We start from the raw sequence: 18244 nt of genomic DNA on the forward strand, positions 1-18244 counted from the left end.
TATTTTCCTTCAATGAGTTGTATGCTGTGATTAATCAAATTGATTGATTTTTATTTTTTTCTTCTACACGGAATATTAAAAATTTCATAAAAGTATAAAGCATCATTTTAATTAATGAATTTTAATAATATTAAATAGAATTCAAAAATTGTAGATCATTTCTTTACTCCTCGCTGCGCGAGGAGTAAAGGAACCTTATAATTTTAGTGTATCATTATTATGAAAAGCGATTTAATCAATTTTGTTGGCTGCGCTCACTCACCCCGGTCACATAGTTATCTATGCTCCAGGGGACTCGTTCCTTGCCGTCGCGCTGCATCTTGAAATCCAATGGGTATAGTGTTTCTTATTATAGCAACGGGGAAATGAGTTATTATCATGTGAATATAAGTGTGGTTATCGAGTAATGCAACGCAATAATATTTAGTTACCAGCCTAAATCTATTTTTCATATTTCAGATAAAATTAAACCTAGAAAAGAGAGTATATTTTGTCAAATTCCACTCTCTTTCCTCTGTTTTAATTGTTATCAAGCAATTTTGCTTCGAAACAATCGATAGGCAACCCCGCCCGTTGTTGCTGTAATTGCCAGCAATGGCCATAAATTTGGCCAGATCACTGATAAATCAGCCCCTTTCAAATAAATTTGCTTGGTAATATCTGTAAAATGCCGGATTGGGTTAATCCATGTGATGTCTTGTAGCCAGACAGGCATATTCTCAACCGGAGAAATATATCCAGAAAGCAGGATGGCGGGCATCATAAACACAAACACGCCGATAAAAGCCTGTTGCTGGGTGGAACAGACCGCAGAAATCAGCAGACCGAAACCAACCAGAGATAACCCATAAATCAACATGCAGCCATAAAATAGCAGCAATGAACCCGCAAAGGGGATTTGGTAAAATAACGTCCCAATCAGTAAAACAATAGTTGCCTGCATAGTCGCCACGACCAACGCCGGAATCGCTTTGCCGAGGAAAATCTGCCATGTTGCCAGTGGAGAAACCAGTAATTGATCCAATGTTCCCTGTTCCCGCTCACGGGCAACAGACAACGCTGTCACAATCAGGACACCAATGGTGGTAATCATGGCTACCAATGAGGGTACGACAAACCATTTATAATCCAGATTGGCGTTATACCAGTTGCGGATGATTAATTCGCTGTTATTGGCTTTCGGTGCATTTACCAATAATTGTTTCTGGTAATCCATCACTATTTGCTGAATATAGTTGGCAGCTATCTGAGCACTGTTGGAGTTACGTCCATCCAGTAAGACCTGAATTGCAGTCGGATTCTGGCTGGCGATATTGGCGCTGAAATTTTGTGGGAAGCGTACCAGTAGCAACGCCTTGCGATCATCCAAGGTAGGCCGGATTTCTTGTGAACTTGTCAGTAAAATAACATCAGGAAATGCTTTCGATTTTGCCAGCCGTTGGGTTAATTCAATTGAGGCTTGTCCTTTGTCCTCATTATAAATCGCAATAGTGGCATTTTTGACTTCCAGCGTTGCGGCCCACGGAAACAGGATCATTTGCAAAATGACCGGCAAAATTAAAATATTTCGTGTTTGCGGCTCCCTTAGCAGAGACTGCAACTCTTTCATGATTAACGTATATAAACGATAAAACATGCTCTTTCCTTTTTAATCCAAATGCCGACGAGTTTTCCACGCAGTCAGGCCAATAAAGACGACGGAACTGGCAATCAGCAGGAGAAGATTGGTGATCAATACTGTACCGATATTTCCGGCCAGAAAGAGTGTCTGTAGGCTACTGACAAAATAACGTGCGGGCACGACATAAGTAGAAGCCTGAATAAGCGCAGGCATACTGTCTATCTCGAAAACAAAACCGGACAACATAATGGCTGGCAAAAAAGCCGCATTGAGAGAAATCATCGCTGCATTGAACTGATTTCGCGTCAGAGTAGAGATGAGCAGCCCCATGCCTAAAGCGGTAGCAAGATAAAGGCTGGAAACTAATGCCAGTATCCAGAGTGAGCCACGATAGGGAACACCCAGCACAAAAACCGTAAATACCATGCACAGTACCATTACAAAAGAACCGAGCACTTGATAGGGCAGTAACTTGGCAAGCAATAATTCGGTTCGGGTGACTTGGGTGGAGAGCAGTGCTTCCATCGTTCCGCGTTCCCATTCGCGGGCAACCACGAGTGAAGTGAGGATTGCACCGACGACGGTCATGATAATTGAGACTGCACCGGGGATAAGAAAATGTTGACTAATGGCGGCGGAGTTAAACCAATAACGGATCTGTGTATCAATCAATGGCGTAGTCGAAACACCTTGATTTTGCCCCCGGTGCTGGAGCCAGATTTGCCAGATGCCTTTAGCATAACCCTGAACAAAATTAGCAGTATTGGGTTCACTGCCATCAGTAATGACTTGAATAGGAGCATGGCTATCGACGCGGGCAAGCTGAGCATCAAAATTGACCGGAATTACGATGATGCCTCGAAGTTGGTTCTCCTGCATTTTATTGATTAAGAACTGGCGATTATCGCTGATAGTGGCATCAATATAAGGCGATCCTGTAAAGGCATGCACTAATTCGCGGGCATCTTCGCTTTGTTGCTCCATCAGAATACCGAGGCGAAGTTTACTTGAATCAAGGTTAATACCATAGCCAAAAATAAAGAGCAGCATCAAAGGAATAACCACCGCAATTAAAGCACTGCTGGGATCACGGATAATTTGCTTAGTCTCCTTAACGCAAAGTGCTTTCAATCGGCGCCATGAGAAACTGACTGCTTTCTGGGATGCTGTATGTTCAGAATGATTCATTGCGGCTCCTTATCGTAATTCACCACGAGATCGATAAACGCATCTTCCATAGAAGGGTTAGGGTGTTCATCCGTAGAGACCAATTGTTTCAGCTCGTCAGGTGTGCCCGCTGCGATCAATCGTCCTCGGAACACCAACCCGATACGGTCACAGTATTCGGCTTCATCCATAAAGTGAGTGGTTACCATTACCGTAACGCCTTTATCAACCATCCCGTTGATATGCAACCAAAATTCTCGCCGGGTCAGCGGATCGACACCGGAAGTGGGTTCATCCAAAAACAAAATGTCAGGCTCGTGCATCAATGCGCAGGAAAGGGCAAGACGTTGTTTAAAGCCGAGTGGGAGACTATCCGTCTTTTGATGTAAGATGGGTTCGAGATTGAAGGCGCTGATCATATCAGACATTTTTTCTCGCTGATGCCGGCCTTTCAGCCCGTAAACACCGGAAAAAAATTTAAGGTTTTGCTCAACCGTCAAATTGCTATACAGGGAGAATTTCTGGGCCATATAACCAAGGCGTTGACGTGCCTTGCCTGAACTGGTTTTTAAATCCATATCCAGAACCAGAGCCTTGCCGGATGTAGGGATCATCAGTCCACACATCATTTTGAACGTGGTGGATTTTCCGGCACCATTCGGCCCCAGTAGACCAAAAATTTCTCCACGCTTCACTTCGAAATCTACATTGTCAGTAGCGGCGAACTCCCCGAATTTTTTGGTCAGATTACAGGCTTCTATTACGGTTTCTGTCGGATTAGGCGGGATTTTAGGCATAATTTCAGCCAATTCTGAACGATGGGATGGGCCGCCGCCCAACAAATCGATAAAGGCATCTTCGAAACGTGGTTCAGCATCGAAAATATTATCTTCTGGTAACCCTATTTGCCGGAGTAATACATTTTTATCCGCTTTCTCTTTTAAGATCAGGCGAACATATCTTCCTTGAATAACACCGTCCGTGACTTGAGGCAGGGTAAGGGCATGTTGCAGCATTTTGCGGCGTGCTTCCTGTTTGACATCAAGCAAAAAAGAGCGGCCTGCAATATTTCGGGTTAAATTTTGGGGTTGACCACGATAGAGCAATTCACCGTGGTTCAGCAGCAAAACATCGCGGCACAATTCGGCTTCATCCAGATACGAAGTGCTCCACAGGATCAACATACCGTCGGAAGCGAGTTCATGCACCATTTGCCATAATTCACGGCGAGCGATAGGGTCAACGCCTACGCCCGGTTCGTCAAGCAGCAAAACTTTCGGGCTACCCAAGAGCGTACAAGCCAGACCCAATTTCTGCTTCATGCCGCCGGATAATTTCCCGGCCAACCGTTCGGTAAAGCGGGTTAAATCGGTGAAAGTCAGTAATTTTTGAAATGTTGCCTTGCGTTCTTCACCCATCACGCCGCGCAAATCGGCATATAAAGTCAGATTTTCCATTACGGTTAAATCTTCATACAGGCCGAATTTCTGTGGCATATAGCCGAGTTCAGAACGAACTTGAACACTATTCTTGATGGGATCAAGTCCCATGATTTCTATATTGCCGCTATCAGGCTTCAATAAACCGGCCAGCATGCGTATCAACGTGGTTTTTCCAGCACCATCCGGGCCGACAAGACCTGTAACTGAGCCACCCTGAATTTCTGCCTGTAGACGAGATACAGCAGGGGTGTCCAATCCTGGAAAGGTTTTTTCCACGCCGTTCAGTTTTATTCTATAAGCTGAACTGGTCATGTCATCACCTTACTTATCTTTTGCTTCAGTGAAATTCGAATCAGTAAAGCGCAAGGTGGCTGGCATTCCCTGTTTTATTCCCTCATCGGGGTCAAGGACAATGATCCGCAGGCGATAGACCAAATCCGTTCTTAAATCCGGTGTTTCAACATTTTTAGGTGTAAATTCGGCCGTTGGAGATACAAAGCCAATTTTGCCATGATAAGGTTGATTTTTGCGTCCATCGGTATAAATCAAAATTTCTCGTCCTGCGGTAGCCTGATTCAGATTAGGCTCATCAATATATGCTCTGATCCAGACAGGATTGGTCAGTGACAGGGTAAAAACCGTGTTTCCAGCCGCTAACATAGTGCCCGGTTCAATGGCTCTGGTCAGGATAACACCTGCTGATGGAGCAGTAAGTTGAGTATCTTTCAGATTGAGTTCCGCCTGTGCGACAGTTGCTTGCGCTTGAGCAAGTTGCGCCTTGGCAGCCGCAATTTCCTCTATTCGATAACCGGTTTCGAACTGGCGTAATTTATCTTTTGCGGCCTGATGGGCAGCGAATGCCTGATTGCGCCCGGTTTTGGCGTTTTCCAGCTCATTGGCTGAGATAGTTTTACTCCGCCACAATCCTTGCTGACGTTTCAAGAAACTATCGGCAAAGTGAAATGCTGATTCTTTTTGAGCAACTTCAGCGCGGACTTGAGCGATTTCTTCAGTGCGATAACCCGCTTCAGCTTTGGCAAGGTTAGCTTTGGCAACATCTTGGGCGGCTTTGGTTTGGTTCAGGGCATGAGTAAAAGGAGCATTATCAAGATGACCGAGAGTCTGACCTGCCGTAATGGCATCACCTTCATCGACTTGCAGGCTTGACAGTTTACCGGCAACCCGAAAACTAAGATTGACAGTTCTGACATCGACATTGCCATATAAGGTTAACTCTTTGCTATTTTGTTCCTGATAATAATAAATGCCAGCAATGGCTCCGATAACAACAATGAGCGCCAATAGGGCAAGAGCAAACTTTTTATTGTTCATACTATCCCTTATGTCTTGTTCAATTTAAACCTGAGATTTTGCAATTGGTTGAAAGATCTTAGGATATATACGGCTGTAGCGTTATCTATTCCGTAACCCATCAAGCAATAAATTGATGTGTTGAGATAAAACCTGATTGATTAATGCGTACTCTTTGGCACCAATATTGTCCCAACCTGTTTGGCGCAATAAGGCTTCCCGTGCCAGACGGAAAGAAAGAATTTCGCCCAATAGGGCGTGGGTATGGATTTGGGTTGAAATTTGGTCTTCATCAACACCGATATAATTAGCGATTAATTTATTCAAACGTGAATAAATCGGAGCCAGACCTTGCTCATGCATGACGTTGTAAGCCTCTGTTGGCGTTAATTGTTCATGTGACATGATGCGGCTGATATTAATACTGCTTTTCTCGAAAATCAGGCGGTTATAGCTAACCATTCCTTGATGAATGAATTCCAGTATTTGTTCTTGTGGATAAGGTTTCGGAGTTTCGGTAAAGAAATGGTCAATAGCCCCAACCAGTGGGGTAAATTCTGATTTTAGTCTATCAGCGATATGCTGCACGACAGCGAGATATAATCCCTCCTTGGAACCAAAATAGTAAGCAATGGCAGCGATATTTTGTTGTGCGTGCTGGGCGATATTGCGGGTAGTGGCGCCTTCCAGACCAGATCTGCCAAAAATTTCTATTGCCGCTTCAAGAAGTTGCTGTTTGGCTTGTTCGCCTCGTGAAGTTTGAGCCGTCTTCTCTGCCATGTTTAAAGAGTTCCTGTTACAAAAAATTTTCGGGAGTGTCGTAAATATATCAATCGTATGATTAACTTTAAAACTAAAGTAAGTCGATGTAAAGCTGACACAAATTGCCTTTTTAATAGACGCTTATAAAAAAGAATTTTCCTGTTTTTGAAAAATTATCGTAATCGTTTGTCTGCAATCCGTATCTTCGAGCTAATTAATTGGTTTATCTGGTCTGATTGGGAACATATATCTGTTATAATGCTGCACTTAGGTGCATGGCAGTTTGTGTTATTTCTTTGCGTTTTATCGCGTCTGTTTTCTTCCCATAAAACTGCCCCTGAATTGATGTCAGGAATGGTGAAGTCTGGAGTATTTCTTATTTATGAATTTTGAGTCACTCGGCTTGAAGGCTGATATTTTGCGTGCTGTTGAAGAACAAGGCTACGCGGAACCTACCCCTATTCAGCAACAGGCTATTCCTGTTGTACTTTCCGGTAAAGATCTTCTGGCTAGCGCCCAGACAGGAACGGGAAAAACAGCAGGGTTTACTTTACCTATTTTGCAGCGCTTAAGTGAATCTCCCATTCAGGGAAAAGGTCGCCGTCCGATCAGGGCATTGATTTTGACACCAACTCGGGAGCTGGCGGCTCAGGTGGGTGAAAATGTACGTAATTACAGCAAATATCTCAGTTTGCGTTCATTTGTCGTGTTTGGTGGCGTTAGCATCAATCCACAAATGATGAAATTGCGGGGTGGTGTCGATATTCTGGTGGCAACACCGGGGCGCTTGCTGGATTTAGAACACCAAAATGCGGTGGATCTCTCACGCGTTGAAATTCTGATTCTGGATGAAGCTGACCGTATGCTGGATATGGGCTTTATTCATGATATTCGTCGAGTATTGAGCAAACTACCTGCAAAACGCCAGAATCTACTGTTTTCTGCAACGTTTTCTGATGAGATTAAAAATCTGGCCAATAAATTGCTGCATAATCCGGTGAGTGTAGAAGTGGCACGCCGTAACTCAGCATCTGAGCAGATTGAACAATCAATCCACTTTGTGGACAAAAAACGCAAAAGTGAATTGCTTTCTTACATGATAGGCAACCAGAATTGGCAGCAGGTACTGGTATTCACCCGCACCAAACATGGGGCCAACCGACTGGCGGAACAACTGAATAAAGATGGTGTGACTGCGGCTGCGATCCACGGCAATAAAAGTCAGGGTGCAAGAACGCGTGCACTGGCTGATTTCAAAACCGGACAAATTCGTGTGTTGGTAGCAACGGATATCGCTGCCCGTGGGTTGGATATCGATCAATTGCCTCATGTGATCAACTATGAACTGCCAAACGTTGCAGAAGATTATGTTCACCGCATTGGGCGTACTGGCCGTGCGGATGCAACTGGTCAGGCAATATCGTTGGTGTGCGTGGATGAACACAAGCTCCTGAGAGATATTGAGCGGTTATTGAAGTGGGAAATTCCACGTATTGCCATTTCGGGGTATGAACCTGATCCTTCCATTAAGGCGGAGCCTATTCAGAACGGACGCAATGATCGTGGTAACAGCTCCCGCGTTAGCAATTCTCGTGGCAGTGACTCCCGTAACAGCAGTTCACGTGGCAGCCGTTCTCATGGAAACAGTCCCTGGGGCAGTGATTCTCGCGGTAACGATTCACGTAGTGAACAACCTCGAGGCCAACGTAGTAGTAGTAATAGTAAGCAAGGTTATTCCAAACAAGATAATGTGAATCAAAATGGTGAGCGTCCACGCAGCCAAGATAAATTTTCTCGTCAGCGTCGTCAGAGAACCACAACCAAAGCGCCACGTGTGATAGCTTCGGGAGAGTAGTCCATGCGCGTTTTGCTGGCTCCGATGGAAGGTGTTTTGGATTCATTGGTCAGGGAGTTGTTGAGTGAAATCAACGAGTACGATCTCTGTGTTACAGAATTCCTGCGCGTGGTTGATAGCTTACTGCCGGTAAAATCGTTTTATCGGTTGTGCCCTGAATTGCATAACCAGAGCCGGACTCCATCGGGAACAGCGGTCAGGATTCAACTTTTGGGGCAATATCCAGAATGGTTGGCAGAAAACGCGGTTAGAGCGGTTGAACTGGGATCTTGGGGTGTCGATTTAAATTGTGGCTGCCCCTCCAAAACTGTGAATGGCAGTGGTGGTGGGGCATTGTTACTGAAAGATCCCGAACTCATCTATCGTGGTGCCAAAGCCATGCGTGAAGCTGTGCCAGCCTGCTTACCAGTGACGGTAAAAGTCCGTTTGGGCTGGGATTCTGGCGAGTGTCAGTTTGAGATCGCGGATGCTGTCCAACAGGCTGGCGCAACAGAACTGGTTGTGCATGGTCGAACCAAAGAAGATGGTTATAAGGCAGAGCGCATCAATTGGGAGGCGATTGGCGAGATTCGCCGTCGCCTTTCTATTCCTGTAATTGCTAATGGTGAAATCTGGGATTGGCAGAGCGCTCAGGCATGTATCAACACTACAGGATGTGATGCTGTGATGATCGGCCGTGGCGCACTGCATGTGCCAAACTTGAGTCGTGTAATTAAATATAACGAACCGAGGATGCCGTGGAGCGGTGTGCTTAAGCTACTACAAAAATATACTTATCTGGAAAAGCAGGGTGATACGGGTTTGTATCACGTTGCCCGTATTAAACAATGGTTGGGGTACTTGCGTAAAGAATATGATGAAGCTGATATATTATTTATGCAAATCAGGGCATTAAAAACGTCTGCTGAAATTTACACCGTTATCTCTCTTGCAGCAGATGAATGTTTACTGCGATATTCAATAGATTTAGAACCTCAGGTTTGTTAGTTGTGTTTATTCCTCCTGCATCTCGAAATACATTGGTATATACCAATCTAACTTGAAGGTGCGGGTTTTAAAATCTGAAAATTATCAGTCAGTCGAGTCGTCAGTTCTTTCGTTTTTTCTGGCAACGTGACATGAAAAAAGTGATGAAGGGTTTCACGAAATGTCTTCGCATTCGGAAAATAGACATTGTTACGCACTTGCTCATTCATATACTTCCACAATCGCTCTATCGGATTGAGGTTTGGGCTGTAAGGCGGTAGGTAATGCAATTCAATATTCAGGACATACGCAATATCTTTCACCAACTCGGCTCGGTGGTAACCCGCCCCATCCAGAATAATGTGGATTTTTTGCGAAAGCGGGTAAGTTTCCCGGAGCGCCCCGAAAAAATACGCGATGCTTTCAGCATTGATACTCGGATATTCACGGATCACGGTGTCTTCAATTCGGTGTAAATTGAGGGCACCCAGAATATTAAGACGGGTACGACTGCCGGTGGTTTCGACCACTTTTACCTGATTTTTTCCTGCTTTCATCCAGCCATAGCTGAGCTTTGTGGACTGTGAAGGATGCACCGCATCAATAAATAGGATAGGTTCATTTTGACCCGCCCGGTCTTTAAGAGACTGGTAGTCATCAATAAATTGTTGCTGTTGATCCGCATCGAATTTATGAGGCACTCCCTTTGGCTTTTTGTAGCTGAAACCCTGGCGGTGAAGCCATTTCGTCATTCCGCCCACGCTGAAAGACACCTGCCAACGTGCTCGGACGTAAGCCACAATTTGGGCGGTGGTATGCATCAAATTTGTCGTCAAATAATCAATCAAGTCGGCGGTTTGTTCGGCAGAGAGATGGCTTTCAGAACCGCCATTTTCCGGGGTGAGCTTTTCCTGAGCGATAAAATCTTTTAGGTGACGGCTTACCGTACTTTCATGAATACGCAAGGCCTGTGCAATCATCTGAGCAGTCCAGCCCTCTGACGCCAAAAGCACCGCCTTGATGCGATCACAAACTCGACTGTCGCGCGTTGTATCATGCATCAATTCGAGGGCATGTTTTTGTTCTGGTGTCAGATGAATTTTCATGGTTGCAAGCATGATCGGGTTTGGATAAGAAATCAAGCATCTTCAAAGGAGATTGGTATAGATGAAAATTATACATATATTTTTATCTATTATGAGCAGCTAAAGCTAAATATGATTTTTATTATGACCAATTTTTATGCTTTATAAGCGAATGAAGTAATTATCTTTCATGTATACCCTTTGTCTTTCAAGTTGCAGCTTTGTTGGCTGCATTTACTCAACCCAGTCACTATTTTTATAAACAAACGGTTAGCTATATTCCTGAGGATTTGTTCCCTTGCCGTCGCGCTGCATCTTGAAATCCGCTGGGTATATAACATAAGTTTAATTAAAATATTAATAAGCAATATCTATTTTAAGTTTAAATAAACTATCTGTTTTATTTTTTGTCGGAATATGTAAATTAAAATAAATTTATAATGAATAGGTAAGTTATAGTTATAAAGAATATGATTGGATAATTATTTTTTGTTATAGCTGGCGTATCTAGAAAGTTTAACTATAATTTAATCATTCATTATTTAATCCATCAGGGTTTAATTAATATATTAATAACCCGTAGCTTGCTATGGGGATATTTATTATATTTTTATACCCCGTTATTTCATGAGGTTTTTATTTTAAACTCATTTTAATAAATTTAAAGGAAAATTTTATGAAAGATACTGAAAAATACGATCAATCTGAATCTCAACCTTGGTACAGTGCAAAATATCTGAAGATAAAATTGCCTCAACTCAGTAATCAAAGCTATATCTTTGCTAACAGAAGAAATAGAATAGTTGTAAATGTTTATTTTGATCCATATGATTATTATGGAAATAAAGTAGATGTCCCAATAAATACCCTTATAAAAAAAACTTTTCTGGTTGACTATAATACAGGAGAAAAACTACCCATTGAGGTAGAAGAAGGGACAAATTTTAAATGGGCATATTCACATAAACCTAACGAATTTACTGCTGTGCCCCACGTCTCATCTTCTATTGTAGAGAGTCAGGAGAAATACTCAAAAGCAAGGATAACTTTTTATGTATACTGTTCATCTTCAGAGGTATATCAAGTCAAACAAATAGCTGTACTTGTGGAAGCTCCAGATGGAGATCACTCTACAGTATTCGGGGAAGATGGTGATGACTTTGTCCAGCTAACTGGGATAAATGAAGTATTTTATAAATTGCCTAATATAAATAAAAAACAAGAATTGGCTGCCAGCCAGTATTCAATTCCAGGTCATCTTGATTCAAGCTGGGAACAGATTAATATCTATATATCGCTTGATATAAAGGACTCATCTGAAAGATTAATTATTACCAAACTAGAAATTGGGGGAGATGAAGGCGTTTCAACAGGCCAGGTTCATCAGCTTTATCATGAGGATAATGGATATAGATATTATTATGCTCACTTCCTTTGGCCCTTAGGTAAAGAAACGATGGAGTCTATCGGTAATAGGAAATGGTTTGATTTGCCTATTACGTTTCCTGTAGATATAAAAGTTAAACAACAATATGGTTTTCTTTGTTTTAGTATATTAGTAGTAGGTGACCCATCTTTTCCTCATATACAGGATGTTTGGTATAAACAGATTTATATTATTATTTACGACCAATATGGAAACAAAGGTAAATATTGGTTAATGCCAAATAATGATAGCAATGCAAGTAAATCAGATGTTTTTTTTATTGAGGATTAGTTTGATGTAATTAATAAGGATTTTTGTTATTTCTATTTGGCATATTTACAAATCTTTATTGTAACTTTATTTTTCTTATCTTCTTATTATTGAACCAGAAAAATAGGTTTTTCCTATAAAGAGGTAACAAAATGAATAATTCTTTTTTTTCGAACGCCCATAACTTTCAAAGTGCAGCGATGGGTAGTGTTGATCCTCGTACTGGTCTGTTTAATTATATGATATTGATAGCCCAACTGACCGGCAACAATCAGCTCGGGCCGACCCAAACGATAACGCTTTCTTATAACCCCCTGAATGAGAAAAATATGGGCTTTGGCATTGGTTTTTCCGTGGGGCTGACCCAGTATGACAGGAAAAATCAGCTATTAGCGCTTTCAACCGGAGAGCGTTATAAAGTGACTGAATTCAATAATGACGTTCATTTAAATCAATACAAGCAGGATGTCGTGCGGTTTGAAAAAGATGTCACCCAGAATGCTTATCGGGTGATTCACAAATCCGGCCTGATTGAAGTCCTGACAGGGCCTGACAATGTTGATGATCTTAAAGTGCCTGTCCAAATATTCACCCCTCTGGGGCATACGCTAACCCTGACATGGAATTTTACCCTGGCTCCGGTTCCCTATCTGGTATCGATTTCGGATGAAGAGAATGTATTGTTAACAGTTGACTATGAATTAGACTCTTATACTCGGATTACAATCTGGCCAGATACCACTGAATCTTATGAGATCCAACTCCTCTTTGATTATGGTTATGTCACTGGGATTAAAAAGCAGTCTGATAACCACACATTGAAATGGGAGATGAGATATGACAAGTATATATATACTAATAATAAGCTATTAAGCGAGGTTTTGTCCCCGACGGGATTGAAGGAGAGTGTGAATTATAATTTTAACGGCCATAAGTTTCCTGCTGGGGTCGATTTGCCCCCTTTGCCCTATGTCAGCAAGTATACGCAGTACCCCGGTCATGGGGCCAATATTGTGCGAACGTATGAATACACCAATTATAATTTTCTCGGTTACGGGGGGGAGGGGAGGTGGAATAAGAACAGTGATTATCTTTATGGAGTGTTGAGCGATTACCAGTATGGTTCGACTGAAACCTGGAACGATGGTACCAACCAACGTCATATTACCCGGCGTTATAACAACTACCATTTGCAGGTTTCCGAAGTCACGCAGCAAAACAAGTGCAAGCGGGAGCATAAGACGGAATATTATGCACAGGTTGGAGTCGATTTTGATAAACAAGCTCCCCAGTTTCAATTGCCAAAATCGGCCACAGTTCGTTTCAATGATTCCTCTGATGAGGAAGTGACACAGACCCAGTTTGATGAGGCGGGGAATCCGATGGTGCAGATAGCCCCGGATGGCACCCGTACCGAGTGGATTTATTATTCAGTGGATGGGGAAGGAGAAGATTGCCCAGCTGATCCTCATGGCTTCAAGCGCTATGTAAAATCCAAGACTGTCATACCGTGTCGGTCTTCCCCTGAAGACAAATATCGGGATGTGCCTATCCATCAGGAGGTGTATCGTTACGCCCAATTGCCTACATTATCTGGCGCGCCAGCTTCGTATGCTGTGGTGTGTAATTATCGGGGATTGTATTGTAATGACCAGTTACTGCATGACCGGCAGACACACTATGTTGATGCAGTAAATTTGCGGGATCACGGTCGGATCCAGTATATCGATGAAACGGTGCATTCCATGCCGAATACGGCAACTGCTCTGCTTACGCGAGAAAACTGGAAAAGTCGTCAGAAGTTCAGTTACACCCTCAAGGACGAGACGTTGGTGCAGAATATCGACTGGGTCGGACATGATCAATTGGGTTTAACCACTCAGAGTATCCAATCGCGGTTCAGTCGCAAATTATGGCATGAAGTGGATGCACAGGGATGTACCGCTCAATATCACTATGATGATTTGGGGCGTCTCAAGAAGCATATCAGTAATATGAATACCAAATATACTCAGGAAATACACTATGCTTATGCCATTGAAAACAAAGGATCGCTTACGACCACACAAACTGATGTGTGGGGTAATCAGGTACGTACCCGTTTTGACGGATTAGGTCGCGCTTATCAGCAGGAGGTACTTGAAAAGGGACAGGAATCTCAGGGTTGGCGGATAGTGTCTGAAACGGAATATGACAGTTGGGGAAGAGTGGTGAACCAGACCCGTAATGACTGGCTGCCGATGGAGCAAAATGCGGGAGAAGTGCGTCAGGTCTCTTCCCACGAGTGTTTTGAATACGACGACTGGGGGCTGTTACACCGCGTGACTCAGGATACGGGCGTGAGTGTCTTGCAGGAATATGATCCGATCACACGTACCGCAGAGATCACCCTACAGGCAGAAGGTGTAAAATTCAGTAAGCGTACTGTGGTGTACAATAAGCGGAACCAGCCTCTCCTCCATACTTTATACGATAGCCAGGGCAAGCAATATAGTCAGCAGGCCAATCATTATGACGGTCTGGGACGCTTGTGGACAATGGTTGACACGTTAGGGCAAGAAACTGAATACACTTACGATTTATTTGGGCGTGTATCGACCATCAGGCACAGCGACGGTACTGTTATTCAAAAATCCTATTCTCCGTTCAGCAAGAGCAATCTGGTGACACAGATTCAGGTTGGAGATCATGTGCTGGGTACCCGTAGTGTTGACAGCCTGCATCGTTTAACCTCAACCACGAGCGGGGGACGTACCTATCATATGGCCTATCCGGGGGATAGCCTTTTTCCCAGCCAGATCACCGATCCTTTGGGCACAGTTATCACATATCAATATGAGTCATTTTTAGGCAATGTCCCGACACAAGTTGATACGGATGGTATACAACAGCGCTTTACCTACGATCCCAAAACCGGGGCAATGGTTCAGGCCAGTGCGGTGCAGCAGGCGACCCACAACATGATCTATACGGCTTCGGGGCGTTTGCAACAGGAAACTTTCCACTTTGATGATACAGGAGTGGGAGCGGCACGGACGGCCGACTATACCTATTCGCCCATGGGGCAGCTGACAGGGTACCAGGACATTGCAGGAAATACCCAGCAACTGTACTTTGATAAGTTCGGCCGTCCGGTTGCTATCCTTGATCCCGATGTTGATACAGGGTTGACCTATGATGCTGCCAGCAGGGTCAAGAGCTGGAGTGTATACAATAAACAGCATGACAAACGGTTAACCACTACGCTGGATTTTGATGATTTTGGTCGTGAAGTCAAACGCCAAATCCGGACAGAAACAGATATACTGATCCTTGAACAGAACTATACAGTCAAGGAACAATTGGCATCACGTACCACCCGTTCACAGCAATTTGGTGTGTTGCGTCAGGAAACCTACACCTATGATCCGACTCGTCACTGGTTGACGGAATACGATTGTTCAGGCACGGAGTGCCCCCGGGATGCTTATGGTTTTGGCATCACCCAGCAGAAATTTACCTACGATCGGTTGGGCAACATGCTGACCTGCATCACTACCCTGAATGACGGGAGCAGTGATACGGCCACGTTTACCTACAGTCTGTCAGATCCCTGTCAGTTGCATACTGTCACCCATACTCACCCGGGATATCCGGCAACCCTCTCTCTGAAGTATGACGGCGCCGGACGCCTGATTCAGGATGAGGCCAGTCGCCAGCTCACTTACGATGCATTGGGGCGCTTAATTGCAGTTGATCTTCATAACATCACCAGTACCTATTCCTATGACGCATCGGATCGTCTGGTGCTGCAACGGATAGGGGAAGATAAAACCCATGAGCTGTATTATCAGGGAGAAACACGCGTGGCTGAAATCCTGCGGGAAAGTGGCGTGGTGACCCGATCGTTACATGCATACGGGACACCGGTTGCCACTGTAACGGGTAACGAAAAGCACTTGCTGGGTACTGATGGTCATGGCAGCGTGCTGTTCAGTAGCCACAGTGATGGCAACCTAACCCGCTATCGTTATTCACCTTATGGCCAGCAAGCTGCGGAAGAACACCAACTGGATATCCCGGCCTATAATGGCGAGTGGCTTGATCCCATGGGGGGAAGCTACCATCTGGGAAATGGATATAGAGCTTATAACCCTGTCCTGATGCGTTTTAATGCGCCCGATAGTTGGAGTCCATTCGGTGCAGGAGGACTTAATGCTTATGCCTATTGTTTGGGTGATCCCATCAATCGTATTGACCCTACAGGGCATATGAGTCTGGGCAGTATTTTTGGGGTTATTCTGGGTAGCATCGGATTGGTTGCGGGGATTATCATGGCTATCCCCACCGGTGGGGCATCCCTGAGTGTGGGCGGGGCGATTATCGCTGGATTGGGATTGCTTGCAGATGCCACGGGTATCGCCAGTGCAGCGACAGAAGACAGTAATCCCCGCGTTTCTTCGATCCTCGGATGGGTTTCTTTGGGGTTTGGGGTTGTAGTTGGCATGGGAGCAGGTATTAGCAGTGTTGCCAGATATATCCAGAAGATGAGAGGATTAACACGCTCTTTTAGCGAGGTGTTTACAACTGAAACGATTAAAAATGAAGTTATGCCAAGAAGGATGAATATGATGGATCCTCCAGGAGCCAGCAATCCCAGAATATATACAGAAGTTAATAGCTTAGATGTACATGGGATTAATGCTAACGATTATGTTATTGCATTTAGGAATGCGATACGTGATGAAAGAGTTGTATCAATTGAGAATCCTGCGGGTAGTGGTTTTCATACAATAGGGATAAATACAACAGGACTCTACCCTGCTGGTGAGAATCAAGATATAGATTTTTTGAGGAGAGCATTATTCAGGCCAATTGGAGATGATTCGCCGATAGAGATTATTCAAAATGTCTTTGTAGCACAAAATGAAGCCCGAGCTGAACAAATTGTGGATATTACAGCGGAGGATTTTGAATCTTTATACCTGAGCTTTATACGTACTAGTATATTAAACTCTCATGATATGACTGATTCTGTTATTACTACGGTAGGTAGACTTCGTTTTTGTAGAGGAGTTTTCAAGAGATTACATATGAATATTAATTCCAATCAAATGATTATGAATAGATTTAGAGGTTTCTGGAGTAGTTCCGCCGATTTATTTCCGGATAGAATGATGGATTGGCTACGTTTGGTCAGGTAATAGAGGAAAGGTTTATGAACGCTGATAACCATTGATAAAATAAGGAGAATATAATGTTAAAAAGAACTTATTCTTATAATGGAAATACATTAGAAACATCATCCAGTCAGTTAAGACGAACTCAATCAAACGGGAACATTTCCTCAGATGAACAATTGTGCACAGAGTTTTTTTACAATAATCCAGCTTTATTTAATCGTTATATGCCCATAATCAAAGAAGTTAACAAACAAGAAATGGAGAGTGCAAGTAATCAAATATTATCTTCTCTGAACAATGACGGATGGTTTTTTGATGTTCCAGAAAAAAGAATTGCTGAAACAGAACAAGAGAAAAAAGAGAGGGAACATATTGGAGCATGGCATGAAAGATGCTCGTCAACAAAAGAAAACTTAGATAATATGGAAAGGCATTTAGAATGGATGTTTGATACAAAAAGTTATTTCCATTTCGTATGTTATATGAATGGTCATCCTATTGGGGTTATTATGCTTAGGCATGTCAGTGATAAAATATACCATGAGCCAGAAGTATTGTACCTCATTACTCATTTAGGCATTCAAAACTGTGCATATTTGTTAGTGGAAAAAGCAGTGAATAAATCTTATCAACTTGGCTCATTAGGAAACTTAAAAGTTAGAGTTGCTAATGATTATTTGCAAAAAAGAGTATATAGCAGATTCGGATTTATTAATATAGATCAGGAGAATATGCAATTACGCCCATTTGAGCGACAACAATGGATATTTTATCCCCATAAAAGAGAATTCCGATTTTCTAATAATTGCTAACACAGTTTCTTTAAATATTTTCATTAGTCGGCTTTGAATTGTACATATATACCTATTGAATTTCAATACGCAGCACGACGGAAAGGGAATGTCGAATTCGTCGGGAACGATTTACCCAGCCAAAGGCTGGCCTCTGGTGAGAGGCAGGAGCCTTTCATTAATCCCCTGGAGCATAGATAACGATGTGACTGGTGTGAGTAAAAGTTGCAACTTGAAATACGACAGGTATATATAGAATACTTTATCAATCAGTAAGAATGATTAATTTTTGATATTAATACTATTCTTTAATTTATGAGTTTTTTTCTTAAATTTAACTATTGATATAAATATATCTAATTACTCGTGAGGGTATTTCCTTTTGC

The 18244-nt window shown here is 43.0% G+C and carries 11 protein-coding genes; 5 read left to right on the forward strand and 6 right to left on the reverse strand.

Going from position 1 to position 18244, the window contains the following annotated elements:
• Nucleotides 1-529: 529 nt before the first annotated feature.
• The 5 genes from AC5JQI_RS06535 to AC5JQI_RS06555 form a co-directional block, all read right to left on the reverse strand.
• A complete protein-coding gene (locus AC5JQI_RS06535) occupies nt 530-1636 on the reverse strand; it encodes an ABC transporter permease (protein ID WP_237387963.1) in 1107 nt (368 codons plus the stop codon).
• A gap of 12 nt (nt 1637-1648) precedes the next feature.
• Complete coding sequence (locus AC5JQI_RS06540; RefSeq protein WP_493914112.1) at nt 1649-2809, reverse strand: ABC transporter permease; 1161 nt, start codon at nt 2807-2809, stop codon at nt 1649-1651.
• Nucleotides 2806-4542 carry an ATP-binding cassette domain-containing protein gene (locus AC5JQI_RS06545; protein ID WP_493914113.1) on the reverse strand — a complete coding sequence of 579 codons (1737 nt, stop codon included), beginning with the start codon at nt 4540-4542 and terminating at the stop codon, nt 2806-2808. The genes AC5JQI_RS06540 and AC5JQI_RS06545 overlap by 4 nt, the downstream gene beginning before the upstream one ends.
• A gap of 9 nt (nt 4543-4551) precedes the next feature.
• The gene (gene hlyD / locus AC5JQI_RS06550; RefSeq protein WP_493914114.1) at nt 4552-5562 is read right to left on the reverse strand and encodes a secretion protein HlyD; all 1011 of its coding nucleotides are present in this window, start codon (nt 5560-5562) and stop codon (nt 4552-4554) included.
• An 81-nt stretch (nt 5563-5643) separates the two neighbouring features.
• Nucleotides 5644-6321 (reverse strand): transcriptional regulator, encoded by a 678-nt coding sequence (locus AC5JQI_RS06555; protein WP_493914115.1) that lies wholly within the window; start codon nt 6319-6321, stop codon nt 5644-5646.
• Between the two features lie 364 nt (nt 6322-6685).
• Between AC5JQI_RS06555 and rhlE the strand changes: the two genes are divergently transcribed.
• A complete protein-coding gene (gene rhlE / locus AC5JQI_RS06560; protein ID WP_493914116.1) occupies nt 6686-8158 on the forward strand; it encodes an ATP-dependent RNA helicase RhlE in 1473 nt (490 codons plus the stop codon).
• A gap of 3 nt (nt 8159-8161) precedes the next feature.
• Nucleotides 8162-9145, forward strand: a complete 984-nt coding sequence (gene dusC, locus AC5JQI_RS06565; protein ID WP_493914117.1) for a tRNA dihydrouridine(16) synthase DusC — start codon at nt 8162-8164, stop codon at nt 9143-9145.
• A gap of 47 nt (nt 9146-9192) precedes the next feature.
• On the opposite strand, the gene AC5JQI_RS06570 is transcribed toward dusC, so the two are convergent.
• Entirely contained in the window at nt 9193-10230 is a 1038-nt protein-coding gene (locus AC5JQI_RS06570) for an IS630 family transposase (RefSeq protein WP_493914118.1), read from the reverse strand.
• A 655-nt stretch (nt 10231-10885) separates the two neighbouring features.
• Here AC5JQI_RS06570 and AC5JQI_RS06575 point away from each other — a divergent pair.
• The 3 genes from AC5JQI_RS06575 (at nt 10886) to AC5JQI_RS06585 (ending at nt 17879) form a co-directional block, all read left to right on the forward strand.
• Nucleotides 10886-11926, forward strand: a complete 1041-nt coding sequence (locus tag AC5JQI_RS06575; RefSeq protein WP_493914119.1) for a hypothetical protein — start codon at nt 10886-10888, stop codon at nt 11924-11926.
• A gap of 131 nt (nt 11927-12057) precedes the next feature.
• Nucleotides 12058-17088 (forward strand): RHS repeat domain-containing protein, encoded by a 5031-nt coding sequence (locus AC5JQI_RS06580; RefSeq protein WP_493914120.1) that lies wholly within the window; start codon nt 12058-12060, stop codon nt 17086-17088.
• Between the two features lie 53 nt (nt 17089-17141).
• Nucleotides 17142-17879, forward strand: a complete 738-nt coding sequence (locus tag AC5JQI_RS06585) for a hypothetical protein (RefSeq protein ID WP_493914121.1) — start codon at nt 17142-17144, stop codon at nt 17877-17879.
• Nucleotides 17880-18244 lie beyond the last annotated feature (365 nt).

Source organism: Xenorhabdus sp. XBWT (assembly GCF_059072735.1).

Bases quoted from the DNA above. Each gene is read 5' to 3' on its own strand.
- AC5JQI_RS06545 (WP_493914113.1), bottom strand. From the start codon at position 4,542: ATGACCAGTTCAGCTTATAGAATAAAACTGAACGGCGTGGAAAAAACC.
- AC5JQI_RS06585 (WP_493914121.1), top strand. From the start codon at position 17,142: ATGTTAAAAAGAACTTATTCTTATAATGGAAATACATTAGAAACATCA.
- hlyD (WP_493914114.1), bottom strand. From the start codon at position 5,562: ATGAACAATAAAAAGTTTGCTCTTGCCCTATTGGCGCTCATTGTTGTT.
- AC5JQI_RS06540 (WP_493914112.1), bottom strand. From the start codon at position 2,809: ATGAATCATTCTGAACATACAGCATCCCAGAAAGCAGTCAGTTTCTCA.
- dusC (WP_493914117.1), top strand. From the start codon at position 8,162: ATGCGCGTTTTGCTGGCTCCGATGGAAGGTGTTTTGGATTCATTGGTC.
- AC5JQI_RS06535 (WP_237387963.1), bottom strand. From the start codon at position 1,636: ATGTTTTATCGTTTATATACGTTAATCATGAAAGAGTTGCAGTCTCTG.
- AC5JQI_RS06580 (WP_493914120.1), top strand. From the start codon at position 12,058: ATGAATAATTCTTTTTTTTCGAACGCCCATAACTTTCAAAGTGCAGCG.
- rhlE (WP_493914116.1), top strand. From the start codon at position 6,686: ATGAATTTTGAGTCACTCGGCTTGAAGGCTGATATTTTGCGTGCTGTT.
- AC5JQI_RS06555 (WP_493914115.1), bottom strand. From the start codon at position 6,321: ATGGCAGAGAAGACGGCTCAAACTTCACGAGGCGAACAAGCCAAACAG.
- AC5JQI_RS06570 (WP_493914118.1), bottom strand. From the start codon at position 10,230: ATGAAAATTCATCTGACACCAGAACAAAAACATGCCCTCGAATTGATG.
- AC5JQI_RS06575 (WP_493914119.1), top strand. From the start codon at position 10,886: ATGAAAGATACTGAAAAATACGATCAATCTGAATCTCAACCTTGGTAC.